The sequence below is a fragment of the Myxococcales bacterium genome (assembly GCA_022184915.1).
Taxonomy (GTDB): Bacteria; Myxococcota_A; Polyangia; order Fen-1088; family Fen-1088; genus JAGTJU01.
Map to the genome: position 1 here is coordinate 1,455,010 of JAGTJU010000001.1, position 24,129 is coordinate 1,479,138.

A 24,129-nucleotide genomic window follows, 5' to 3' on the forward strand; every position below is an offset into this window, starting at 1 on the left:
TGTCTACCGGACGAATCAGCCGCCCCCGGCGTCGCGAGATCATCTCGGCCCTTCGGCAGGGGACCGTGCCTGCCATGGGCCTCGAGCATTACGCCGTGGGGCTCGAACGCTTCGCCAAGACGATCGAGCGGGAGCTCCAGGACGCCGCCCTGGGGGCCGGTAAGTTCAAGGCCGTTCGCGGTGATTACGGCACCGGCAAGACCTTCTTTGCGCGCTGGGTGCGGCACCTGGCCCAGGCAGAGGGCTTTGCGACCGCGGAAGTTCAGATCTCCGAGACGAAGACCCCCCTTTACAACATGGAGACCGTCTACCGGCGCGCGGTCGAAAGCCTGGCCACGAAAGAGTGGGCCGAGGGGGCCTTCAGATCCCTCATCGACCGGTGGCTCTACAGCCTGGAAGAGGAAGTGCGGGCACGGCCGGGGTTCTCGGGCGACGAATCCGAGCTGGCCACCCAGGTGGGCGAGCTGCTGGAGGGGCGCCTTGCCGAGGTCTCCGCCATCAACTCCCAGTTTTCTGCAGCCCTGCGGGCCTGCCACCGCGCGCGCGTCGAGAACGATCCGGCCACGGCCGAGGGCCTCCTGGCCTGGCTCATGGGCCAAAAAACGGTGGGCGCAGACATCAAGCGCAAGGCCGGCATCAAGGGCGAGCTGGATCACTTCGCCGCCAGCGCCTTCTTTCGGGGGCTGCTCGAGATCCTGAAGCAGACGGGGCGCAAGGGCCTGTTGTTGGTGCTCGACGAGGTTGAGACCATCCAGCGCACGCGGGCAGATTCGCGGGAAAAGAGCTTGAACGCGCTTCGGCAGATGATCGATGAGCTGGACGACCGGAAGTACCCGGGCATGTACCTGCTCATCACGGGAACGCCGGCGTTCTACGAAGGACCCTCGGGCGTGCGCAAGGCGCCTGCGCTCGAGCAGAGGTTGCACGTGGACTTTGGTCCCGATCCCACCTTCGACAGCACACGCGCCCCCCAGATTCGGCTTTTGCCCTTCGACGAAAACCGTCTAGTGGACGCGGGCCTTCGGGTGCGCGAGATCTACGATGCCGATGATCCCGAGCGACTCCGCGCGAGAATCTCCGACGACTTCATCCGTGCCCTGGCCCGGCAGGTGGCGGGCAAGCTGGGGGGCAAGGTCGGCGTGGCCCCTCGGATTTTTCTGAGAAAGCTGGTGCAGGTCATGGATCAGGTCGACGAGCACGAGGCTTTCGATCCCGTCCAGCACTACAAGCTGGACATTCAGCCAGGCGAGATGCGCCCCGAGGAGAGGGACGCCGCCGGCATCGAACGTTCGGTGGACGACATCGAGCTCGACTTCGCCGACGAGAAGGGGGGCGCAGACAGCGGTGGCCGGTGAATCTGCCTTTGAGCGGCTGAGCCCCGCTGTCCAATACCAGATCGTCAACGGGTTGCGGTTTTCCGAGCTGCGGCCGGTTCAGCTCAATGCGATTGGCCCCATCGTCGATGGCGAAAATTGCGTCGTGCTGGCGCCCACGGCTGGGGGCAAAACCGAGGCGGCCTTCTTCCCCTTGATCTCTCAGATGGATAGCCTTGGGTGGGAGCCGGTCTCCGTCATTTATGTGGCGCCCATCGTCGCCCTGCTGAACAACCAGGAGGAGCGGCTGCAGCGGTATGCAGGCCTTATCGGAAGGCGCGCCTTCAAATGGCACGGTGCCGTGGGGCCTTCGGCAAGAAAGGCGTTCATCGCGAATCCTGCAGACATCTTGCTGACCACGCCGGAGAGCCTCGAGGTGATGCTGATGAGCCAGCATGTTCCCGCGCACCGCTTGTTTCGGGGGCTGCAGGCGATCGTGATCGACGAGATCCACGCCTTCGTGGGCGACGACAGAGGAGGGCACCTTTCGTCGGTTCTGGAACGCCTGTCGCGCTTTTGTGGGCGTGACGTTCAACGCATCGGCCTTTCGGCCACGGTGGGCAATCCGGACGACATCCTCCGGTGGGTGCGCGGGAGCTCGCAGCGGCCCGGGCGCGTGCTTCATCCGGTGGGCGCCTCGAAGGCGCCGCAACTGTCGCTCGACTACGTCGGCTCGCTCGAGAACGCGGCCACGGTCATCGCCAGCCTGCACCTGGGCGAAAAGCGCCTGGTGTTCGTCGACAGCCGCCGCCGGGTCGAGGCGTTGGGCAAGGAGCTGCGCAAGCGCGGGGTGGACACGCATGTCACGCACTCGTCCCTCTCCCGAGAACAGCGAGCGATGGCCGAACGCGCCTTTGAAGAGGGGCAAAACTGCGTGATTGTCGCCACCAGCGCTCTCGAGCTGGGGATCGACATTGGGTCTTTGGATCGGGTGATTCAGATCGATGCGCCTTCTACCGTCGCCTCGTTTCTGCAGCGCATGGGACGCACCGGGAGGCGAGAGGGCACGCTGCCGAACTGCACCTTTCTTTGCACGAAGGATGAGGCCCTGATTCAAGCCGCCGCGCTTCTGCGCCTTCATGCCAGTGGCTTTGTCGAAAGCGTGCCTTTGCGGACCCGCGCCGCTCACCTCTTGGCACATCAGATCATGGCGCTGAGCCAGCAAGAAGGGGGCATTCCCACCAGTGACTGGTGGGCCTGGGTGTCGTCGGCCACGCCCTTTTCGGGTCTTGCTGAGGTGGATCGCGAGGCGCTGACCCGGCACATGGTCGAGGAGGGAATCCTTCAGCAAGAGGGGGGCCGCTTCCACCTGGGGGAGCGCGGCCGCAAGCTTTACGGGGCGAAACATTTTGCTGAGCTTTACGCCGTGTTCTCCTCGCCCCATGTGTTGACGGCCATGCACGGTCCCGAGGCCATTGGCCAGATCGACGCCTATTTCGCGCAAGCCGAGGACCTGGCCAGGCTCACCTTCACCCTTGCGGCGCGCACCTGGCGGGTGACTTCAGTAGACTGGTCGAAGGCGCTGATTCACGTAGAGCCTGTTACGGATGCAGGTCTGCCCCGGTGGCAGGGGCAACCCCAGTTGCTCAGCTGGGAGCTTTGCCAGGCCATCAAGGCCGTTCTGGTTTCCGAAGACGAGCCGGAGGCGTGGTCCCAAAGGACCCGCCGTAAGTTCAAGGAGCTTCGGCAAGAGCATGCCTTTGTCGAGGAGCACGGAGACACCTTGGAGCCAAGCCCCAGTGGATTTCGTCTTTGGACCTTTGCCGGGGGCAAGCGAAACAACCTTCTCGCAAAGACCCTTTCGGGTTTGCTGGGCGACAAGATCTCCAACAACAATCTCTACATCTCGTTCTCGGACCAGGCCGGCAAGAGCGAGGTGGCGATTCGCCAGGTGCTGGAACGCCTCAAGATGGAATCGCGCCCAAACGAAGCCGATGCGCTCCGCCTGGCCTCCTCCTGTGCCCGCGGGCAGCTGAGCAAATTCGAGCCGTGTTTGCCGGATGGGCTCTTGGAGAGATTCTTGGCGGAGATGTTGACAGAGGTCGGAGGGGAGGAATGTGAATGACGAGTCCGAAGAAACGAAGGCCCCCCCGAGTGATAGGGCGATTTCGCGCAACATTGCCGACATGAGATCCGAAAACCACATCAATGAAAGTCATCATCAGCAGTTACGGCGCTGTGGGCGGACCCAAAACCCGTCAAATGGGTGTCGATGGCTTCGAGATGACCCCAACGCCGGCGGGGGACTTCGTCATCGCCGGGTGCCGACCGCATGAAAGTAGACGGTACCCGGGCGGCTCGAGCATCCCTTGGGGGGCGCCTCTGAAAGAGGAATCCGGAGTGGTTATGGTGAAGGTGGATGGTAGCTGGCAACCCGTCACGAAGTTTGTGGGCGTGACGAAGGAGGACTTGATTCAAGCTTACGAGGCTTTGTTTGCCGGGATGGGGTTGCCGAAGACCTGGGTGTTCAACTCCTTCGGCTCGAACGCCTGTTACTTCTTCGCCGATACGAATAAGAACGGGCGCTTGGACGGCAAGGAGAAGGTTCGCAACGAGTTCTTCCACACGACTCTTCCCAACGAGTCAGCAACGGCTCTTGGGCAGGAGGTGGAACTGGAAGTCTCACATGGCTGTATACATCTCAAGCCCGCTGACATGCTCGAGATGGTGCGCCGCGGCTATCTAAAGCGAGGCACCCGCCTCACCATTCATCCGTACAGCGTGGAAACCATACCCTTTCCTAGGCGGGAAGGTGGCAAACCGCCCTACCATGTACATGTGTTTCCAGGCGCCTTTAAAGTCGTGGTGGTAGGTGAACTCAAGTTCTAGACCCTTGTGGCTGATTTCGCTCCTTGGCCTCACTGTAGCCTGCAAGATCTCCCCGCCTGCGCCCCCTGCCAAGCCTCCACCACCCTTACCGCCTCAACCGGCCGACCCCGTTCAAACAATGGCCAAGGCCGCCTGCAACGCCCCGGTCACCCCGGGGCAACTGGGCCAAGAGCTGGGTGCGGCGGAACTCTCGCAGGTGGGGCGCAAGCGTTGGCACCTGCGCGGTTTGAAGCACCAAGTTGAAGTCACAGGCTCGATCGCCGCTGACGCCCCGGCTTGGCAGCTGGCCGTCGAACTCGACGCGAGCGCGCGCCCAGCGCTCTCTGACCTGGCAAGGGCGGGCCTCACCCCTGAGCTCGGGAATGACGAACAGAGCACACTCGTGCGGTTTCAGAACCCCTGTCCTGAGATGGTCATCAGGGTCTGGGGGCGCCTCGAGGAGGGTGGCCATGTCGAGCGCCTGGTTTGGGTTTTCGAGCGGCCCGCTCCGCCTGCGGGGTCGACGATTGAGGACCCCATCGTGCCCACACTGGACATGGCGCTTTGGCACTTGGCCCATCGAGCCCCCCTGCGGCAGTTGGAGCAGGCCCTCGAGCTGAAGCTGGTCGCCAGGGAACCCAACAGCTGGAGCCATGACTTTCCCAACGAAGGAGGCCGGCTGACCGTTCGAGCAGCCGCGCCCGATGCACCCGCGGAAGCGGTGCGCTTCGAGGCTACCAAGGAGACGTGGTTGTCAGTGCAGGACCTTTCGACTCGCTGGGGCACGTGGACAGGCTGGCCCGGTCACGAGTCCGCCATCATCTTCTTTCATCCCAAGATCGACGGCAGCGAAAAGACGGTCGTGGCGCAGCTCGAAGGAAGTGTGCCTGCGCCGAACCTCCCGGTTGGGAGTGTAGGGTTCTCACATCGCGAGGGGAACCAGACGCGCAGCCGACCCCAAGGCCTGTGAAAGAGGCGCCTGCGGCGCTCGATGAGATCTGCGCTGCCCAGCCGGGTCGAAGCCCAAAACACTGGAAGTGCCTGTCCCCGAGAGCGCAAATGAGGTGGGTTGCGCGGTACGTGGCACATCGGAGCCGTCCTTGCTTCAATCGGGTCGGGACACGGTTCGAGAGTTGACGTCGACCAAGAAGAGCTCGCGACGCTCGTTTTCGATTCGCAACGTGCCGTCACTTTCCGCGACCATCGAGCGAAAGAACACGTCCTGGGCGTCCCCTTCTTTCTCCCCGGTGCGGCGATTGCCGTAGACCTTCAGGAACCAAAGCCGGTGCCCGCTGGCATCGTCGTAGGCGGCCAGATAGCCGCCCATCTGATCCAGCCCCGCGAGCAGGCCGTTCCTGACTTGCTCATAGCGGATGCCCTCGAGCACGATGGGTTCGACCTTGGGCGCGGGAATGCGGCTTCCAGATTTCATCATGGTCTTGGTCTCCTCGGAGTGCGGTTCGGAGCTGTCCCGCACAGTCTGCGCAAAACCTCGAGCACCACAAGAGCGCCCAACCGCCGTTGGGGATGAAGTTTTTCAAGCAATTCGGCGTCGGGAACCTGGTGAAATCGCGGTTCCGGCCAGAGCGCTTTTGGGGAGCAAGACTTCCGCATTTCGCCAGGATGCTGCAACCCATCTCTCACTGGGCGGGTGCACCTGGAAGCCCGGTTCTCTTGATGGAGCCGATCGCTCCGGCCGAGCCGCAAGTGGAGAAGACCACGAGCGAGGTGTTCACCCGGCTCTCGGCGTATCGCAACGTACTCCAGAATCAATCGTTGGAAGCCTCCTTGTTCGTTTATCTCCTTCAGGGCGGCTCGCAGTCAGAGCGGGATCGGCTGCTGTGCGATTTAAGAGCGCTCGACGGAACTCGCGTGGTCGATCTCGAGAGAGAAATTGAGCGCGGCCAGTTCTTGGCCACCATTCGCCGGGCCGCAGAGTCTGGCTCGGCGCTTCCGGAAGTGAACTGAGGCGTCCGGTCGACCGCGGTCGGCATCTCCAAGCCACGGCCCCGGGGGGGACCCAGGGGCATGTCTCACGCGCCGCTCGCCAAGCCAGGGCATTATGCTGCACAATGTGGGCTCGAAGGAGGCCTAGGCGCTCCCAAAAAGCGGTCATCCTCTCCTTCGCGATCTGGAAGAGTGCCGGCGGCCCCATCAAGGACGCTTACGGACGCAGCCCTGCTTTTCGGCGCATCCTGGAAAAGGCCGATAAGGAGGCTCTGCGCGTGCTTTACGTGGGCTGGACGCGTGCGCGCGACCAGCTGGTCTTTGCAAGCCAGGCAGGCAAGATGCTGGAGGGCATCGTGTCTGTCCTCGAGACGATCCACCCCGGACTGGTCGTGGAGCCTCTGCGCAAAACGCAAGGACGCACGACGGTCGACTGGGCTGGCCAGCCGGTCGAAGTGGAAGTTTCATCCGCAACAGGTCGAGAGCCCGTGGCCCAGGTCCCGGTCTCCGGCGAGGTGAGGGGGGGCGCTTGCCTACGGCGTCGTATCCGCCGGCGCGCATGTCACCGTCATCCGTGGCCGCAGACGCAGGGGCGCTGGGCGTTCCCCAGTCCCTGGGTGAGGCGTTTGCAGTCCCTGGCGCCGCCGATGCGGATCTCCTGGGCGATGCGCTTCACGGCTTCCTGGCCGCCGAGGCCCCCACGCTGACGCGCGGAGCTCGCCGGGACCTTGCAGAAGGCTTGCTGGCCCGTCATGGCGTATCCGGGGCGCTGGATCCCGAACGGCTCCTGGAGATGTCCGACCGCCTCCGGGCATGGCTGGCGCGCGTGGCGCCCGGGGCGCGCGTTCTGCGCGAGTGGCCGCTGGGCTCCTGCGATGATTTGGGAACTCTGGTCGCCGGGACCGCAGACATGCTGGTGGAGCACAACGAACAGGTGATGATCATCGATCACAAAAGCCACCGCAGCGTCGACGGCGCAAAGAAGAACGTTTTGTCCCTCGCCGGTCAGCTCGCGTGCTACGCCAACGCCATCAAGCAGCTGAGGCCTGATGCGCAAATCTCGACCTGGGTCCACCTGCCGTTCGCGGGTGTCGTCGTTCCAGTCTCCGCGGTTGGGCAGGTCTGAGGGCTCACGAAGGCGCCTCCCAAGGGCACTTATGGGCGTACGGTTTCTGAGGGCGGCTCTCGCAGGCTTTGGCTCCACGGGAGCCCTAGCTGTCGCCTGGGTTCTGGCGCACCAGGGTTTCGGTGGCGGACAGCGGAATCGCTGAGCACGAAGGCGAGTTATTCGTCGATTCGGCTGCCGATCAAGTAGGCGGCGCCGTCTTTCGCCTGGGGCAGGCATTGACGCGCATACACGACCTGAGCTTCCTTACCCGAACGCGCGTTTCATCTACCTTCTACGAAGACCTCGAGCACAAGGTACGAGCGCTGGTTTCTCCGCAGAACATGATCCGCGACTTCGTGATCCCCGGGATGCCCCACGCGGAGAACTACAAGATCGATTTCAAGCTCGAAAGCCGCGATCCGGAGACACCGCTGTTCCTCTTCGGGATTCCGAACAACGAAAAAGCCAAGCTGACGGCGTTGATCATCGAACACTGGTTACGAGCAAACGTTTCCTTCGACTCTCTGCTTGTGTTCGCAGACCAAACGAAGGTCTCGAGGCAGGATGTCGCGCGGCTATCGAACGTTGGCGGGGAGATGGTGTCCTCGCTTGACGCCGTGGACGACCTGAAACGGAAACTGTTGAAGCGCGTGGCTCAGCACGCGTAGCTGCCGGGCTCAAGCGCGCCTCGCGATGCCCTTGGCCCGGATGTCCGCCTTCGGCAGATGAGCGCCCGCACCACCGACGGTCTGGACGCGGCAGAAAGGCTGCACGTCAACCCCGTGCCTGGCGACGGCACCCGTGGCATTTTTCAAGATGCCGCACACGAGGTCCTCCCGCTATGGTACTCTGCGGCAGCCGTGGCCGTTCCCGAGATTCCATCCACGCCCTCCGGTTGGCTCTTGGCGGATCAAAACAACCAGAGACTGCAGAAGGCGAACAACCGCTTTCAGCTTACTCCATGAGCCAACGTGGTTCTTCAGCTATCACCACCACATGGCGGGTCGATGACGAACACGCCTTCGAGGAGTGGCGACCTGCCGCCAAACCGTCACAGCCGCCATCGCGCAGCCAGCGAACGGGAGCCGGAGCCCATGCGCCTTGAGAGGATCGGTTCAGGCAAAACGTTCCTCTTCGGGCTCTTCGGCTTCCTAATCGTTGGAGCTGCGTGGCTTCGCTGCGGTGACGTGCCAACCTACCTCGAGAGCATCGCCCAGGAACGGGGGCGATACGTCGAGTCTTCGGACCGCCTCCGGTCGGCGCGGGTGGAGGTTCATGAACTTGCCTTTGTCGATCTCGGTCTACATCGGGAGCGCCGATCGATCGCATATCTAACGATCAAAGACAATCGTCGGGGTGACACCGAAACATGGGCGCTGCCAGCGATGGATGGACGTCAGCTCGACCTCTCGGCGCTCTCTCTTCGTTGGTCGGCCCCTGATCGCGTTGAGCTGCATGGCTTCACCGAGGGCGTGCTTGCCCTCGAGCTTGCGGGAGCGGGGCGATGACCGGTAGGCGGGCGCTGCGGCCTCTCATACTGCTATGGGCGTTGGCACCTTTTGCCCTTGGCGTTGCTTTTGTGGCAAGGCTAACTATCTACAAAACGAGCCTAGGGCATGGCACGAAGTGGCGGATTGTCGAAGGTGGAGGCGGCCCCGTACCGGGGTCTGACGCCCACCAAGGTGGCATCCAGGATCGCTTGGCCGATGGCACACACCTGCTTCAACAACTGGCGACCGTCGAGGTGGTCGGCGCCCAGAAAACAGAGGCTTATCCGGCTCTCTTGATCGAACTGTCAGCGCCGGACCGAGCGATCAAGCTGAAGGCCGTTCGAAGCCCCTATTTTGGTGCTCAGGATCTGGACTTGCTGGGAGCCCTGCAGGACTCAGTCGGAAGAGACGACGAACCTACTCGCTTGCTTGAGGCAGGGCAGCACAAGGGAAAGGTGCGAATGTCTTTCGGGGGGAGATCTGCTTACAGCAAGAGAAGCCTCGTGCGTGCGATGGTGCTCGAGCCGGAGCAGGCAGATGTTCGATAGAGCGAAGAACCTTGCCTCAGAAGCGGTGCGAGCATTGGCTTCGTGGGACCCAGCACTCCTCCAAGAGGAGGCCTCATGAGCCAAACGCTGACGGAATATCCCGCTCTTCTTCGGGACATCAAGGCGCGCATCCAGGGTGCGCAAACCCGCGCCGCGGCTGCCGCCAACCGCGAACTCGTGCTGCTCTACTGGGAGGTCGGGCGCCTGATTGTCGCAAAGCAACAGAGCGAAGGATGGGGCGCCTCGGTAACTCCGCGCCTAGCCCGTGACCTTGCTTCCGAGCTGCCGGGCATGAAGGGCTTTTCGGAGCGCAACCTTGACCGAATGGTCCTATTCTTCAAGTCATATCAGCAACTTACAATTTCGCCACAGGCTGTGGCGAAATTAGATGCGTTGAGTCATGGTTCAGCGGAGCGCGGCGCTCGAGAGTCCCCACCAATTTCGCCACAGGCTGTGGCGAAAATAGCCTCGAGGTCAAAAGTGCCACAGCCCGTGGCGCAATATGACTTTGCGCATTATGGCGATGCCTTCTTCGCCCTTCCCTGGGGTCACCACTTCGTCCTCATCGAGAAGGTCAAGGACCTGCAGACCCGCCGCTGGTACCTCGAGCGCGCCGTGGCCGAAGGTTGGAGCCGCGATGTGCTCACCACCATGATTAAGAGCCAGGCCCACACCCGGCAGGGCGCAGCCATCACCAACTTCGCCCAGTGCCTGCCCCCACCCCAATCGGATCTGGCACAGCAAACGCTGAAAGACCCCTACATCTTCGACTTCCTCACGCTCACTGCCCCCTTCCGTGAACGCGAACTGGAAGCGCACCTGCTCACGCACCTGCAGCGGTTCCTGATCGAGCTTGGCGTTGGCTTCGCTTTCGTTGGCCGCCAATACCGCCTGACCCTAGATGGCGACGACTTTTACCTCGACCTTCTTTTCTATCACCTCAAGCTGCGCTGCTTCGTCGTCGTCGATCTGAAGGTGGGCCCCTTCCAGGCCGAGCACGCCGGCAAGATGAACCTGTACCTCAACCTCGTCGACGAACGTCTTCGCCACCCCGACGACCAACCTTCGATAGGCCTCATCCTCTGCCAGGACAAGAAGCAACTACTTGCGGAGTACGCCCTGCGCGGCCTGGATAAACCCATCGGCGTGTCCGAGTACGAGCTCACCCGCGCCCTGCCCAAAGAACTCGAATCCGCCCTGCCCACCATCGAAGCCATCGAGGCTGAACTCTCCGAGCCTGACGAGGAGAAGGCAACATGACCGAGCTATCAAGCTCGAGGGGTGCAGTCGATTCAAGGCCTGACCAGTCCCTACAACTCCCCCACCTCAGATCCCTGATGGCCGACTGGTTTCACCAGGACTTCGACCTCAACGGCAAGACAGTCGAAGAGGTCGTAAAAGCATACCGGGAAGTCACGTCTCCAAAGGAGCTTGTGGCCCTTCGTACTGACATCCAGAAGTTCCTGCAGACGAGTTCCGACGTCGAGCTCGAATTTCAGGAGCTGTTCCATCTCGAGGTGGACCCATGCGCGTTCTCGGGAAGCAGAAAAGCCTTTCTTGAAACTATCTACGCGAGTCTGGAGTAACCGAAAGATGCCGTTGTACACACCGACGTTCGCCGGCGGCCGCATCAACGCCACGCTTCGGTACGCGCTCGAGGCCGTCGAAGGGGCCTGGAAAGTCGTGCCCGACAACTTCTTGATCAAGCTGCGCGGCGAAAGCGTCAGCCGGACCCGTTTCGAGGCCGCGCTCACGAAGCTGCGTGAAGTGGAGTTTTGGGAGAACGAGAAGCTCTGGAAAGAGGTGGCCGAGTCTCTGCCTTCGTACCGCCTGACCAAGTTCCAGGCGCTGATGCCTCCATGGGTGCAGCGCGAGGTGGTGGCAAGCTACCTGCTTGATGTCGGAGGGGCGTGGCGTTGGCTGTCCGGTGACGGTCGCGACGTGGGCCGCCTACCGCCGGTGGGACTGGATGTGGAGACGAGCCTGGATGGCCTCGTGCTTTGTCTGATTCAGATCGCGGGCGCCACGACGACCTACCTCATCGATGCCAGCGAGCTGTCCGACCTCGAACCGCTAGGCGCTGTCCTCGACAACCCGAGCCTCACGAAGGTGATTCACAACGCCGACTTCGAGCGCGAGGTCTTGGGCCGCCAGGGGTTTCGGATCGAGCCGGTCATCGACACGATAGCCCTTTCCCGCGAGAAGCACGGCCCTGAGGCCGAGGGCGGCCACAGCCTGCGGGCGCTCGTGCGACGCGAACTGAAACGAGACCTGGACAAGAGCCAGCAGGCGAGCGACTGGCGCCAGCGGCCTCTGGGGCGGGAACAGGTGGAGTATGCGGCCCTGGATGCGGAGGTGCTGCTGCCGCTTTGTGCGGACTTGAGTCGCCCGTCCCGATGAAATCACTCTCGGCGCCACACAGCCCGAGTGCGGGAACCGGCCCCGAGGTTTCCGTCTGGCCCGAAGCGAGTTTCAGCGTCAGGCAGAAGGAGATCTACGTCTGAGGGACGGTGTTTGAACGCGAATGTCACTCACTCTTTTTGCCGGAATGCGGACCAGCGTCGGACAAAGGTGATGTTTTGTGTTTCGCCAAGACGGGCATCGGCGACCCGTTCATGTCCAATGTGGCGCTCTGGGTCATCGCAGCGGCAGTTTTCCATTCGGGCCATTGCGCGACCCGACGAGCGGCGGCGTCCGCGGCTTCCCGGAATTTGCTCTGCTTGCCTGCTTCCATAAGCAGATTCTAAACACATTCCCGGTACTCGGGGAACGGAAACCATCACGGCTCCCCTTCGGGCTTCTGACTGACCGTCAGTGCCGCGTCGACCTCAACGAGCAGGAACTCCTCGAGGTCGAGGAAAGTGACGACCCAACCAGGTTCTTTGGGTTCCGAATCGGCGCGTTCCCATTTCGCCAAACGTCCGTCCCCCGCTTTACGCCTCGTTAACTGTCCCGTCGAATCTCTTAAGGAGAACAGCTCGACGTAACGCCGCGGGCCGATTCCCAGAAACGGTGTAAAGCGCACTCGATCCTTGATATCCGAAAGTGAGATCGCGTCGCTATGTAGCTCAAGAGCCTTGCTTTTGGCGTAAGGTTCAATGAACTGAACCCGTTCGATGCCCGCCGCAACGATATGCTTGGCGCAATTGTGGCAAGGGAACGTGGTGCAGAAGAGTATTGCGCCTTTGGTCGAAACGCCGACTCTAGCGCAGCTCAAGATTGCAGCGAGCTCAGCATGCACTGCCCTTCCGAATTCTGTGATGTCGAAGAGGCCGGATTTCCGCAGGTACGATTCAGCTGCTTCGAGAGGATCCTGCCCACCTTCCGGCACCCTTTGGAATGCCCCGAGGATGTCGATGGCCATCCTCCTTTTCGCCTCCTCGTTTGAGTCAAACCCCTTCACAAGATCGCGTTGGTCATCTGGGCCGGGCCAATATTGGCCGCCCCCGTAGCAAGGCGCATCGTTCGCCCCAGAGCCCAATATGGTGCCGTCCGGAGTTGCAATCACTGCTCCAACCTGCCGGGAGAGGTCCCCGGAACGGAGGGAAGCCGCGAACGCTTGGAACATCCCATGCTCTGCCAAGGTTGGAGTGACGAAGGGGGAACCAAAGTACAGGTCGAACAGCCTGTGAAGCTGCGCCACCATCTGCTCCTCACCCAAGCTGCCCGCGATGAATAGATCGGCTAACTCGAAGGTTTTTGCCGTTGCCTGGCCGAAATCGCCGCTTTCCTCGTCATTTCCGACGAGCTTTACGGCGTCCTCCTCCTTCATCGATTGCATCAACTTCGCGATTCGTTCCTCTCTGGGGACGAACACGCTAATCAGAATAAAGCGGCTTCCGTAGGTGCGGCGGAGCGTAACGGCCTCCTCTGGACGCTTCAGAGACCGAAGTACGTGAGCCTTGCGCGTGAAAGGCTTTGGTCGATCCTGTGGGTCTCGTTCTCGTGATCCTGCAATCCAGGTTGAAGCGAGCAAAGCCAGAATATCTTTCCGCTTCGTATAGGTTCGAAGAGCGTCTCCGACCTTCATCGAAGAACTCAGACGATCGAACTCCGAGGTGCTCGAGGTCTTTCCCGCGATGCCTTCCACTTCAGGCATCTTGAAGAACTCGGACATTCGAATTGTGCGTGACTCGTACCGATACTGGTCCAGACACTTCGAAATGCACTTATTGACCTTGTCCCAGTCGCAGCCAACTGGACCGACAAGGCCGATGACGATTTCGTTGGGGGCAGATGTGGTAGAGCTCATGGGCGACTGACTGTCACGACACGTTGCTGAAGGCTAACCAAGCCTGGAAGACAAAGGCAAGGGGTGCGTTCGACAAGCGGTTCCCACCCTCAACACGGAACCCGGAGCCACCCGCTACCTCCACGGCCGTCCGCCCAGAACGTTCTTTTCCCACAGGTCGCCCAGCCCGTACTCTTCCTGCCACCCCTCATCGGGCGTTGGGCGCTTGAACACGGTCGCCCCCTGATCCCGCTCCACCACCAACAGATCCTCAGGGCCAAACTGGTTGACCAGCGAAACCGATTGCGTCGAGACAATTACCTGCGTCCGCTGGGCGGCGCGGCGCAACAGGGCCGCCAAAACCTCAATGGCGTAAGGATGCAGCCCCAGTTCCGGCTCGTCCAAAAGGATCGTGCCCGGCAGGTCCGGCTGCAGCAGCAACGTCGCCAGGCACACGAACCGAAGCGTTCCGTCGGACATCGAGTGCGCGTTAATGTAGGCGTCGCTTCCGTTCTCGCGCCATTCCAGCTTGATCTTCCCCGGTGAAAGAGGGCTCTCCCGAAGCCGGAAATCATCGAAGAAGGGCGCTACCATGCGGACCGTCGTCAAGATCTGCTGGTATTGCGCGGGCGCCTGCTGCGACACCGCGAGCAGAAACGCTGCCAGGTTCTCAGCGTTCTCCCGCAGACGTTCGTTGTCCTCGATGGCGCCCAGACCCTTCACGGGAGCAGACTCGCTGGTGTCGTGAAAGTGGTAGATCCTCCAGGACTTCAGCAAACGAAGCACGTGGTCGGCCACCTTTCCCGGGTGCTTCTTCGCCGCCCCCGGCAGGACCGACTCGAGGTGTCCCCGTTCTGCGGGATGGACATCGGGCTGGTCGTATCCCTGCCCCCAAAACTCGCACTGCTCGAGCTCGAACGCCAGCCCGTCGTCGGTCGTGGCCGCCAGTTCGATCCGGTAGCCGTTCATTCCGGATCGCAGGTGCAGCGCCATCTTGGGCGTTCGCTTGCGCCCGAAGTGCAGAAGCGTATCGGCCCCTCCCGCCTTCCTTGCCGATAGCTGCAGGCGGCCCTCGACGATGTCGTTCAGGAAGCCGAACAGTCCGATGAAGTTGCTCTTGCCCGAGCCATTGCCCCCAATCAAAGCGTTCAGCCGGCGCAGCTCCAGGTCGGCCTCTCGTATGGACTTGAAGCCTTCGATCCGGATTTGATTCAGCCTGGCCGTCATGGTCGCCGACCCTGGTCTAGCATCCTGGCCGTGGTGACCGTCGCGGCGTCGCGGTCCGACTCTTGGGTATCGGTTCACACCCGGTTATCGCCGCCTCGCCAGAAAAGGTGCCCACTTTTTCTACGGTAACACTGCGCCTGCCCAAGGCGGCCCCGCCGACCAAGCTTGCCATCTGGCCAAACGCCTCGGTCCTCCTTCACAAGGTGGGCGGGAAAGCACCGCGCATGGGTCAGGAGCCATTGGACACCAGATCCGCGCACTTCGGGCCGAGCTCGTCGGTCCCTTCGCTGCGGGCACCCCAGGGGAGGGGGCCACGCCGGAGCTGCTGCCGCTGCCCCCGGGACGCGATACCGAACGCGCGCAGTGTTCACGGCTCCGCATGACCTCCGGCTCGTGAGGCGCCCACCCCTGCTACCCGTGCTGCTCTTCCCGATTTTCAAGCCCCAAATGCGGCAAGACTTGGGGGATCACAACACCTAAGGCTGGACGTCAACCCCGTGCCTGGCGACTGCACCCGTGGCATTTTCAAGATGCCGGACACGAGGTCCTCCCGCTATGATACTCTGCGGCAGCCGTGGCCGTTCCCGAGATTCCACCCACGCCCTCCGGTTGGCTCTTGGCGGAACAAAACAACCAGAGACTGCAGAAGGCGAACAACCGCTTTCTGCTTGCTCACGTGAGCCAATGTGGTTCTTCAGCTATCTTCTGTCGCCGCTTCAGGCTTCGCACGCCGGGATGCCCCTCAGAATTCGCTGCCATCACGGCGGGCGTAAACCCAAGCCCCTGCCGCGTTCTTTCTGACGGTGAGATCAACGTCGGAGTAGTTGGCGGAGTCAGCTGGATCGCGGTTCCCGATTTCCAGGTATTGCGCCGGATGCTCACTACGGTTGATGAGGTGGTGACCGTTCTTTGAACCTGCGGGGAAGCCGGCGCACATGCCTGCGGTGAGCACTTGTTCCCCTTCGTCTGTGCGAAGAACTACCTCCCCCTCGAGTACGAACACCATCTCGTCTTCGTGCAAATGGTAGTGCCGCAGTGAAGACTCTTTTCCCGGGAACAAAGTGGTGAGGTTCACGCCGAACTTGGTCAGACCAAGGGCATCGCCAAGCGCGCGCTTTTCGCGCGGCAACACACGCGACCGAAAGACCTCTGGGTACGTAGACGTCGTGCGTGGCGCGATTGTGGAAGGGTCCAACGCTGGGGGCTTGAGAGTCATGTCGTCTCCGTTGTGAGCCAAGATCCAGGTAGAGTACGGTAAGGTGGGCTATAGGTGGAAGGTTGGCAACGTGGATGCCGATGCGCAGCTCCAGCTGTGCCGCCATGGCTTGCATACCAACTCTTGCGCGTTGCGGACGAGGTCGAGACATCAAAAGGAGAACCAACGTGCCCTGCCGCCGCGTTACGGTCGTCGCTGCTCTTTCGCTTGCCCTGACCTGCGCTGCCCCTGCCCCTGAAGCGCGTGACGACAGATGCGGCTCGCTTCGACGGCCGCACCTGCTGGTGCTCCTCGAACAGCACCAGCTGCTCCAGTGCCAAAACGGCAAGCAAGAGGGCCCCGCGTTTTCCGTGCGCATCGGCGCCTCCGGGTACGGCAAGCGCAAGTCCGGCGACCGCAAGACGCCCGTGGGCGAATACAGCCTGGGCCCCATCCGCAGGTCGAAGCCCTACGGATGGTTCATCCCCATCGGCTACCCCACCCCGATGCAGAGGCAACTGGGGTACACCGGGGGCGCCGTGGGCGTCCATGGCCCCGACCGACGGGTGCGCTGGCTGGGTGGCGCCGTCAACTGGTTCGACACCACCGACGGCTGTGTGGGCTTGGCTCACGACGAAGACGTGCAGCGCATCGGGGCGTGGGCGAAGGCCTCGCAGGCCAAGGTGATCCGGCTCGAGCCCTAGGACACGCCTCGGTGGCGAGCGGCCATTTGGCTTGGCTTGGGTTACGCTGCAGCCCCAGGAAGCTTCATGAGGGATTTGCTACGGCTGTGGTTCGGCTTCACCTTGCGCGTTGACCGGCGGCGCTACCTGGCGAGCGGGGTGGGGCTGATGGCCCTGAAGTACGGGCTGGAGGTGGCGCTGGTGTACGCGGGGGCGCAGCGGCTTTGGACCCCCCTCAGTTTTTTTAACCCGCTGCTGGCGCGCTTCGAGACCCTGCCGCCCTTGCTCATGGTGGCTCTGGTGGCCTCGAGCTTGCCGTTTGCCTGGGTAGGGGCGTCCATGACGGCCCGCCGATCGGTGGACGCGGGCATGTCTCCGCTGCTTTCCCTGCTGTTCTTTCTGCCCGTCATCAACCTGGCCATCATCCTCTTCCTGGCCCTCGCGCCTAGTCGCGAGGTGGACGCCGACCTGGTGGAATCACCCGCGCAGCAGCCCCGCTCGGGAATTCGCGCAGCGCTGCTCTCGGCGGCCGTGACCGTGGTCCTGGTGGCGCTCTCGACGCTGTCGTTCAACAGCTATTCCATGGGCCTGTTCCTCGGCACCCCCTTCGTAACGGGGGCCGTGGCCGGCTGGATGTTCAACCGCGGCCGTGCCCGTGACGTGAGCTCAACCATTGGCGTGATGACGCTTGCGCTGTTGTTTTCGGCGGGAGGCCTGTTGGTTTCAGCGCTGGACGGAGTGATCTGCATTGGTATGGCGCTGCCGCTGGCCTGGGTGCCAGCCTTGCTGGGCGCGCTGCTGGGACGCCAGGCCGCAAGGCGCGGCTTGGGCCTGGCGGGGCCGCTCACCGCGTGGGCCGTGTTGCTGACGGGCCTGACGGCACTTTCTGGGTTCGGTACGCCTCCGCTGACGGAGACGCGTGTGACCTCGTCCATCACCATCGAAGCGAGCGCCGAAGAGACCTGGTCGAAGGTGGTGGCCTTCACAGAGATCACGGAAGCGCCAGGTTGGCTCTTTCGTGCGGGTGTTGCCTACCCGGTTCGGGCGCGGCTGCTGGGAGAAGGCGTCGGCAGCGTACGCCGTTGCGAGTTCTCGACCGGTGCGTTCGTCGAGCCGATCACGGTGTGGAGCCCTCCAACCCATCTGGCTTTCGACGTGAGGGAGCAGCCACCCACCATGACGGAGTTGAGCTTTTACGAACACGTGCTGGCGCCTCACTTGACCTCGACCTTTCGCAGCCGCCGGGGCGAGTTCCGCCTCTACCCCGAGGGCCCCCGACGCACCCGGGTTGAGGGCACGACTTGGTTCACCCTGGACATGGAGCCCGCGCCCTATTGGCATCTGATGGCGCGGGGCCTCGTGCACGCCATTCACCTGCGCGTGCTCGAGCACATCAAGCGCGACGCCGAAGGCGCGGCGTCGTGAGGTCTGAGTCTCCCCCCGACGCGACCGCGGTCCGTGAGCCAGGCGGTACCGCGCCACGCACGCCCAGGGCACATGACCCCCGAAAAACGAAAAGCCCCGGACCTGAAGGTTCGGAGCTTTCGAGGCGGGGTGGACGGGACTCGAACCCGCGGCCTCCGGCGTGACAGGCCGGCGTTATAACCGACTTAACTACCACCCCTTAATCTTAAGTTTTTTTAGGCCAGAGCGGACGTTGCCGTCAGCCAGGGCGAGTAGATATAAGGGCGTCGAAACGGGGTGTCAATCCTGAATTATTGGGAATTCGAGGCAGCCGCCCTGGCCGCCCGCCCTCCCGCCGGTGGGGGTTGAAAGCCCCCGAAACCCTGCTTGGCTTTCCCGGGTCATGACCTCCATCGTACGCGTTTTCGCAGGGTTGCTGCTGGCTCTCTTTGCCGTCGGCGGCTGCAAACGTGAGGCGGAAGCCCCGAAGATCGCGCCCGTGGGCCTCGACGGCAGCGTGCGCGTGCAGGTCGACCAGAACGGCTACACCCCCAGCACCATCGCCGCGCCCCCCGGCAAACCCGTGACCCTCGTCTTCAAGCGCGTCTCGGACGTCGGCTGCGGCGACGAGATCGTGTTCCCGGCGCAGAACCTCCGCAAGCCGCTGCCCCTCGGCGAGGAGGTGACCGTGACCGTCATGCCCACGGACGCGCGCGAAATCCAGTTCACCTGCGGCATGGGCATGTACAAGGGCGCCATCGTCATCAGCCCGGGCTGACCCCCCCGCGGGCGACCGCACGCCCCCTCAGGCCTCGAGCCCGGCCTTGACGCCCCGCAGGTACGCCAGCGACGCGCGGATGCCCGGCAAGGGGTCTTCGGGGTGAATCTCGTATTCCAGCCCCACCTGGCCGGCGTAACGGCGGCGGTGCAGGGCCTTCATCAGACCCGCCAGATCGATCGCCCCCTGGCCCGCTTCCACCTGGCTGGCCTTGTCGGTTTTGTTCTTCAGGAGGTCCTTGATGTGAAGGTCCATCAGGCGGGGCCCGAGCTTGCTCACCAGGGCCACGGGATCTTCCCCCGCCCGCACCGTGTGGCCCACGTCCATGCACACACCGATGCGCTTGTCCCGCTTGGCAATGTGCTTCATGACGTCCGAAGGGCCCGGGTAGTGTTTGTCCTCGGGACCATGATTGTGAATGGCCACCGGCAGGCCGAACTCCTTGACCAGGCTCTCCACCAGGTCCAGCGCCTCGGGCTCGGGCGCCGCGATGATGAGCGGCGCACCCGCCGCGCGGGCGTACATGAAGTCTTGCCGCACCTTCTCGGGCTCGTTCTTCATGTTGATGACGCCCACGCCGTTCACCGTGATGCCCGCGGCCGCGTACTTCGCCACGGCGGCCGCGAGCGCCTCCGGCTCCCGGGGCAGGTGCATCTCTTTGAGCGTCAGGTGCGTGAGGCCCAGCGACTGGCACGCCGCGATGAGCTCGTCGATCGAGAGCTTCCTCAGCGAATAGGAAGCCAGGCCCAGTTTGAGCGCGGGCGCCGCAGGCTTGCCTTCAGCGCGGGGGCCTCGTGTCGAGGCGATGCCCAGGGCCGCGGCGGCCAGCCCTTGACCGAGCCGCCGGCGGCCGAACGCGCGGGCCGGGGCGTGACGGGGGCGGGCGCGACACGACGGGCAACGGGCGAGGGGCGGTCATCACGGCGGCCATGGCAGGAAGATAGGCCAGCTCGGCCGGGGCGCAAAGCCCACGGTTGCTCCGCGGGTGCTCGCCCTCACGGGGGGGGCCGATAGCACAGGACCCGAAAGTCTATTTTGACATTCTGGTGAACCTTTTCTATGGTCCGTTTGAATCTAGATAGCCCTTAGCTTGGGTAACGAATTCAGGAGCATAAACAGATGAAAAAGTATCTTCTCGCAGCGGTTCTTCTTGGTGTGGGTGCGATCGCCGGCTGTTCGGACGACGACGACGTCTCGGGCGCACCGCTCGATGCGGCCGCTGACGCCCCGATGGGCATGGGCGGAATGGGTGGCACCGGCACGGGTGGCACGGGAACCGGTGGCACGGGTACGGGCGGCACCATGGGTGACGCGTCTGTCGATGCCCCGGTCGGCGACGCCGCTGCGACCGACGCAAGCGCGGGTGACGCTTCGACTGCCGACGCAGGCGAGGTCGACGCCGCCGAGGTCGACGCCGCCGAGACCATCTAGGCCTTCGCGGGCCTCATCACCGCCGGAGCGTCCCACAGAGGGTGGGGCGCGCCGGCGTTTTTGCGTCTGCGTTCAGGGTGCGGGCGTCAAGAGGCTTCGGCCACCTGGCGCTCTTTGGGACCGAGCTGGTCGTCCCAGGCTTTGGCCGTCTCGGCCGCGTCGGCCTCCAGCGCGGGCACCTCGCGCGTGCCCATGAGCTTGTCCCACAGGGGAATGGTGACGTTGAAGTTGCTGTGGGACATGCGGTCCAGCCGGTGGTGGTGCGCGTGGTGTGCCTTCAAAAATTGGAACACGCGGTTTTTGTGAAGACCCAGCTTCTGCGCGAAGGCTTCGGGCACGTGGTACAGCCCGTGGAGGACCTCGTACGACAGGAAGTAGCCCATCGCGAAGAGGTAGAAGATGCCCACCGCGCCCGGACCACGCCAGGCCCACGCCAAAGCGGCGATCGGCGAGGCCAGGACCAGGAGCAGCATCATCGTGTACCAGGGCATCAGGATGAGGCCGAACTCGCGGAAGCTCCGCACGGGCATGGTGTCGTGCAGAAACGCCCGGTGGTGGACGAGCGTGTGGTTCACGTACAGGATCCGCGCCTTCGTGGGCCGGTGCATCGGCCCCTTGTGGAACGCCCACTCGATGAAGTTTCCCGCCACCCAGAAGGCGGGCAGCAGCAGCCAGTCGAGGGGCGCCGCCCCCCGTGCCAGATAGAGCGCGCCTGAGACGATGACCGTGCTGAGCAGCAGCGTCTGGGCGATGTGCCGCCCGGCCGAGTAGCCCTGGGGGATCGCGGCCTCGCGATCGAACATGGCCACCACCCTGGGGAGTTTCGCCGATGGGGGCATGGAACCTTCTCCTTTCGGGACCGAGGGCAAGAGGCGGGACGCACGTTGCCGGTCCTTACTTCACTATGCCCCAGATCCGGGGCGGTTTCAGCCAAGGGGCGAAATCTGCTAAAAAACGCGCCCATGCCATCCTTTGATGTCGTCTCGAAAGTGGATCAGATGGAAATCGACAACGCCCTCAACGTGGCGCAGAAGGAAGTTTCCACGCGCTATGACTTTCGCGGCACCGACACCACCTTCGAGAAGGTGGAGGCGGGTATCATCATTCGCACCTCCGACGAGCCGCATCTGGACGCCGCGGTGCAAATCCTGAGGGAACGTATGGTGAAACGAGGCGTCTCGGCGCGTTGCCTGGATCCCCAGAAGCTGGAGGAGGCGACCCACAAAACCGTACGTCAGACCCTGAAGATCAAGCAGGGCATCGAGATCGAAACGGCCAAAAAGATCGTGAAGGCCATCAAGGACGCGAAGTTCAAGGTGCAGGCCCAGATTCAGGGGGAGGAGCTGCGCGTCACCGGAAAAAACCGTGACGACCTGCAAACCGTCATCGCCTTTTTGCGCAAAGAAGACTTCGGCATCGATCTTCAGTTCACGAACTTCCGGGAGTGAGGCCGGGCGTGGTGGAAAAACCGACGGTCGCGTTCGGGGCGACTATGCTCGCCGCGTGTTTCTTCGTCCTGTCTCCCTGCGCCTAGCCGCCTGTGTGCTGGCCCTGGGCACGCTCTCGGCCTGTCCCGAACGGGGGAGGCCCCCGTCCCCACCTGCGCCGCCGCCGGCGCCTGAGGAACCGCCCCCCCCGAAGACGCCGCCGCCCTGGCAGGGACGCGGACCCTTGGAGGCGGGGCAAGTCTACGCCCTGCGCGAGGGCGCCGGGCAGGTGATGGACGAAACCGAGGCACGCGCCGCGGGCTATACGGTGGTGGACCTCGGGGACGAGTGGGCGCCCTTCATCTTCAGTGAACAGGATCCCGATGGGGCGGCACCAAAGCCGCAGCCCTACCGGCAGATCTTCATCGAGCTTGCCAACGACCGGGTGGACCCCGACGTACTCTACCTGCGCGGCGACGGGCCCACGAAAGTCATCCCCTCGGTGCCCGCCGGGCTTACGCCGCGCCAGCGTGAAGCCTACGAGGAAGAGCGGCAGATCCGGCGCCAGCGCGATCTGGCGCGGCTTGCCGCCCAGCCTGTCGACAACTACCTCGAGCCTTATGGCATCCCACCCACGTTGTCGGTGCTGCGCAAGCGCGTGCAGCAGGCCCGGGCGCGGGCCTCGTGCTTTGCCGAGGTGGACAGCGCGGCCCTGCGGGCCTTCGGCGGCAGCGTTTCGTACCAAAGCCTCACCGTGTCCAAGCGCGAGTTCCAGCAAGCGGAGGCCGATGCCGCCTGGCTTGCGCAAGAGCTGGCGACGCTGCAGCAGCTTGCGGTGACCGACGCGGCGGCGGCCGCCGCCTTCCGCGGGGAAGCGGGCAGCGACGAGGACGCTCTGGCGGCGCACCCCGATAAAGCCCCCCGGGTGCTGCGTGCCCGCGAGGCGCGCCTGCGGCTTGCGGCCATTCGGGCCGCGCAGAAGCGCTTGCTTTGTGAGGGGCTCATCAAGCCCGGCGACAAGTTCACGGAGGGGCTCTTCGATCTCGTCACGCACGAGGCGCTGGCGCTCTTCGAGCGCAAAAACGACATCTTTTCCTGGGGCATCCTGGGCGGGGAGACCACCGCCGCGTTGGCTGCGGCCCCGCTCACGCTGGAATACGAGACCTTCTTGCGCGTCGTCACCGAGCGGCTGGCCGATGCCGCCGGGATCATCGAGGACGAAAGCGTGGCCTTGCTGGGCAAAGCGGCGCGGTACCGGGACGAGACGGGACAAGAGCGTGCCGTACACGACCTTCTGGGCGCGTACCGGGAGGCGTTCGTGCGTGCCCTGGGCGTGCGCTCTGCCGAGGATGTGGAGGCGCTGCTCGACGCCGTGGATGGCAACGCGCTTGGCACCTTCAAGGTGGCCTTCCAGGCCCCGCCCAAGCCCCCCTACTACGGACCCACGATGAAGCTCGAAGCCGAGATCGATCGGGGAGATGTTTGGTACGACTTTCCCTTCGATGAAGCGGGCAAGGAGGTGCCGCAGCCGCGGCGACGCTACCCGCATCTCACCTTGTTCGTGACCTGGAACCAGCAGAGGATCCCGCTTGCGCGCTGGCGCACCACCATCGGTTCGTGGCGCAGTGAACGCCACCCCGATGGCAACGTGTACTACAAGTACAAAAACAGCGACGTGGGGCCGCGGATCTGGAAGCATATCGTGGTCTCGCCCGTATGGGTGCCGCCGGACGGTACACCCCCGAAGGACATGCTCACCCGCAAGAAGTGGAGCCCCGTGGCCAAGCCCGAGACGGTGGTGAACACCGATGTGGTGGGGCCGGGCTTTCAATCGGCCTATGGATTGGTGATGGCGATTCATCACCAGGTGACGCCAGGAGGGGGCCTGTTCGACAACCAGATCCGCACCCACGGCTCCGTTGATTACACCTCGATCGCCCGGCGCTACTCGCACGGGTGTCACCGCCTGGTGAACATCCGGGCGGTGCGGCTCTTCGGCTTCGTGCTACGCCACACGCCTTTCGAGCGCTTGGGCGATCAGAAGCTCGGCATTCGCAAGCGCTTCAGCCACGAGGGGGAGGTGTTCGAGTACGCCCTCGGCAGCCGTGGCTACTACTTTCGGCTGAAAGAGCCGCTAAAGGTCGAGGTGCTCGAGGGCAACCTGATCGGCAAGCTCGACAAGCCCATCACGGCCTTCGTGCGCAAGCCGGGCGTGGACTACAATCAGGCCACGCGGGGCGATGACGGTGAGGAGGGCGGGATTGATCTCGGGCCTGCTGGCGGCGAGGTGGGCCAGACCCTGCCGGCTGCCGGTTTTCCTGCGGATCCAGCCTCCGCGGACGCGCCCGCCGCAGAGGCCCGCGCCCCCGACGCGGGCGTGCCGGTGGTCGCTCCTCCCCCCGTCATCAACCCCGAGCAGGCCCGGGCCCTGCGGGGCGCCTCGAAAACCCGACGCTGAGCGTGCCGCGGTTTTGCGTTC

The 24,129-nt window shown here is 63.5% G+C and carries 26 protein-coding genes and 1 tRNA gene; 19 read left to right on the forward strand and 8 right to left on the reverse strand.

The annotated features are described in order from the left end of the window. The first annotated feature begins 14 nt into the window (after positions 1-14). The 4 genes from brxD to KA712_06010 all read left to right on the forward strand — a co-directional run bounded on the left by brxD (position 15) and on the right by KA712_06010 (position 5,151). The gene (gene brxD, locus KA712_05995) at positions 15-1,355 is read left to right on the forward strand and encodes a BREX system ATP-binding protein BrxD (protein MCG5052492.1); all 1,341 of its coding nucleotides are present in this window, start codon (positions 15-17) and stop codon (positions 1,353-1,355) included. Then, positions 1,345-3,438, forward strand: a complete 2,094-nt coding sequence (locus KA712_06000; GenBank protein MCG5052493.1) for a DEAD/DEAH box helicase — start codon at positions 1,345-1,347, stop codon at positions 3,436-3,438. Before brxD ends, KA712_06000 begins: the two co-directional genes overlap by 11 nt. Positions 3,439-3,521: 83 nt before the next feature. After that, the gene (locus KA712_06005; GenBank protein MCG5052494.1) at positions 3,522-4,202 is read left to right on the forward strand and encodes a L,D-transpeptidase; all 681 of its coding nucleotides are present in this window, start codon (positions 3,522-3,524) and stop codon (positions 4,200-4,202) included. 118 nt (positions 4,203-4,320) lie between these two features. Further along, complete coding sequence (locus tag KA712_06010) at positions 4,321-5,151, forward strand: hypothetical protein (protein ID MCG5052495.1); 831 nt, start codon at positions 4,321-4,323, stop codon at positions 5,149-5,151. A gap of 135 nt (positions 5,152-5,286) precedes the next feature. Here the strand turns inward: KA712_06010 and KA712_06015 are convergent, their stop codons facing one another. Then, positions 5,287-5,616 (reverse strand): hypothetical protein, encoded by a 330-nt coding sequence (locus KA712_06015; GenBank protein ID MCG5052496.1) that lies wholly within the window; start codon positions 5,614-5,616, stop codon positions 5,287-5,289. 188 nt (positions 5,617-5,804) lie between these two features. On the opposite strand from KA712_06015, the gene KA712_06020 reads away from it, so the two are divergent. The 9 genes from KA712_06020 (at position 5,805) to KA712_06060 (ending at position 11,674) form a co-directional block, all read left to right on the forward strand. Then, on the forward strand, positions 5,805-6,149 hold the full coding sequence (locus KA712_06020; GenBank protein MCG5052497.1) for a hypothetical protein: 345 nt from the start codon (positions 5,805-5,807) through the stop codon (positions 6,147-6,149). A gap of 538 nt (positions 6,150-6,687) precedes the next feature. Beyond that, entirely contained in the window at positions 6,688-7,254 is a 567-nt protein-coding gene (locus KA712_06025) for a PD-(D/E)XK nuclease family protein (protein MCG5052498.1), read from the forward strand. 218 nt (positions 7,255-7,472) lie between these two features. Further along, positions 7,473-7,904 carry a hypothetical protein gene (locus KA712_06030; protein ID MCG5052499.1) on the forward strand — a complete coding sequence of 144 codons (432 nt, stop codon included), beginning with the start codon at positions 7,473-7,475 and terminating at the stop codon, positions 7,902-7,904. Between the two features lie 57 nt (positions 7,905-7,961). Further along, a complete protein-coding gene (locus KA712_06035) occupies positions 7,962-8,201 on the forward strand; it encodes a hypothetical protein (protein MCG5052500.1) in 240 nt (79 codons plus the stop codon). A gap of 129 nt (positions 8,202-8,330) precedes the next feature. Then, positions 8,331-8,744, forward strand: coding sequence for a hypothetical protein (locus KA712_06040; protein MCG5052501.1), 414 nt, complete (start codon positions 8,331-8,333; stop codon positions 8,742-8,744). 191 nt (positions 8,745-8,935) lie between these two features. Next, entirely contained in the window at positions 8,936-9,274 is a 339-nt protein-coding gene (locus KA712_06045; GenBank protein ID MCG5052502.1) for a hypothetical protein, read from the forward strand. A gap of 75 nt (positions 9,275-9,349) precedes the next feature. After that, positions 9,350-10,534, forward strand: coding sequence for a PDDEXK nuclease domain-containing protein (locus KA712_06050; protein ID MCG5052503.1), 1,185 nt, complete (start codon positions 9,350-9,352; stop codon positions 10,532-10,534). Continuing rightward, positions 10,531-10,860, forward strand: a complete 330-nt coding sequence (locus tag KA712_06055; protein ID MCG5052504.1) for a hypothetical protein — start codon at positions 10,531-10,533, stop codon at positions 10,858-10,860. Before KA712_06050 ends, KA712_06055 begins: the two co-directional genes overlap by 4 nt. Positions 10,861-10,867: 7 nt before the next feature. Then, on the forward strand, positions 10,868-11,674 hold the full coding sequence (locus tag KA712_06060; protein MCG5052505.1) for a hypothetical protein: 807 nt from the start codon (positions 10,868-10,870) through the stop codon (positions 11,672-11,674). Positions 11,675-11,801: 127 nt separating this feature from the next. On the opposite strand, the gene KA712_06065 is transcribed toward KA712_06060, so the two are convergent. From KA712_06065 to KA712_06080, 4 genes are all read right to left on the reverse strand, one after another. After that, complete coding sequence (locus KA712_06065; protein MCG5052506.1) at positions 11,802-12,008, reverse strand: hypothetical protein; 207 nt, start codon at positions 12,006-12,008, stop codon at positions 11,802-11,804. 45 nt (positions 12,009-12,053) lie between these two features. Further along, positions 12,054-13,526, reverse strand: coding sequence for a hypothetical protein (locus KA712_06070; GenBank protein MCG5052507.1), 1,473 nt, complete (start codon positions 13,524-13,526; stop codon positions 12,054-12,056). Between the two features lie 114 nt (positions 13,527-13,640). Continuing rightward, the gene (locus tag KA712_06075; protein MCG5052508.1) at positions 13,641-14,732 is read right to left on the reverse strand and encodes an AAA family ATPase; all 1,092 of its coding nucleotides are present in this window, start codon (positions 14,730-14,732) and stop codon (positions 13,641-13,643) included. Positions 14,733-15,474: 742 nt separating this feature from the next. Beyond that, positions 15,475-15,948 carry a cupin domain-containing protein gene (locus KA712_06080; protein MCG5052509.1) on the reverse strand — a complete coding sequence of 158 codons (474 nt, stop codon included), beginning with the start codon at positions 15,946-15,948 and terminating at the stop codon, positions 15,475-15,477. Positions 15,949-16,115: 167 nt separating this feature from the next. Here KA712_06080 and KA712_06085 point away from each other — a divergent pair, with 167 nt between their 5' ends. Together KA712_06085 and KA712_06090 are read left to right on the forward strand one after the other, a co-directional pair. Then, entirely contained in the window at positions 16,116-16,631 is a 516-nt protein-coding gene (locus KA712_06085) for a L,D-transpeptidase family protein (protein ID MCG5052510.1), read from the forward strand. Positions 16,632-16,697: 66 nt separating this feature from the next. Continuing rightward, positions 16,698-18,035 (forward strand): hypothetical protein, encoded by a 1,338-nt coding sequence (locus KA712_06090; protein MCG5052511.1) that lies wholly within the window; start codon positions 16,698-16,700, stop codon positions 18,033-18,035. Between the two features lie 125 nt (positions 18,036-18,160). Here KA712_06090 and KA712_06095 read toward each other — a convergent pair. Beyond that, positions 18,161-18,234, reverse strand: a tRNA-Asp gene (locus KA712_06095). A gap of 183 nt (positions 18,235-18,417) precedes the next feature. Between KA712_06095 and KA712_06100 the strand changes: the two genes are divergently transcribed. Further along, a complete protein-coding gene (locus KA712_06100) occupies positions 18,418-18,792 on the forward strand; it encodes a cupredoxin domain-containing protein (GenBank protein ID MCG5052512.1) in 375 nt (124 codons plus the stop codon). Between the two features lie 27 nt (positions 18,793-18,819). On the opposite strand, the gene KA712_06105 is transcribed toward KA712_06100, so the two are convergent. Further along, complete coding sequence (locus KA712_06105) at positions 18,820-19,446, reverse strand: sugar phosphate isomerase/epimerase (protein ID MCG5052513.1); 627 nt, start codon at positions 19,444-19,446, stop codon at positions 18,820-18,822. Between the two features lie 465 nt (positions 19,447-19,911). On the opposite strand from KA712_06105, the gene KA712_06110 reads away from it, so the two are divergent. Further along, the gene (locus KA712_06110; GenBank protein MCG5052514.1) at positions 19,912-20,223 is read left to right on the forward strand and encodes a hypothetical protein; all 312 of its coding nucleotides are present in this window, start codon (positions 19,912-19,914) and stop codon (positions 20,221-20,223) included. 86 nt (positions 20,224-20,309) lie between these two features. Here the strand turns inward: KA712_06110 and KA712_06115 are convergent, their stop codons facing one another. Continuing rightward, positions 20,310-21,062, reverse strand: coding sequence for a sterol desaturase family protein (locus tag KA712_06115; protein MCG5052515.1), 753 nt, complete (start codon positions 21,060-21,062; stop codon positions 20,310-20,312). A 123-nt stretch (positions 21,063-21,185) separates the two neighbouring features. On the opposite strand from KA712_06115, the gene KA712_06120 reads away from it, so the two are divergent. Together KA712_06120 and KA712_06125 are read left to right on the forward strand one after the other, a co-directional pair. Then, entirely contained in the window at positions 21,186-21,671 is a 486-nt protein-coding gene (locus KA712_06120; GenBank protein ID MCG5052516.1) for a YajQ family cyclic di-GMP-binding protein, read from the forward strand. A 55-nt stretch (positions 21,672-21,726) separates the two neighbouring features. Then, entirely contained in the window at positions 21,727-24,108 is a 2,382-nt protein-coding gene (locus KA712_06125) for a hypothetical protein (protein ID MCG5052517.1), read from the forward strand. Positions 24,109-24,129 lie beyond the last annotated feature (21 nt).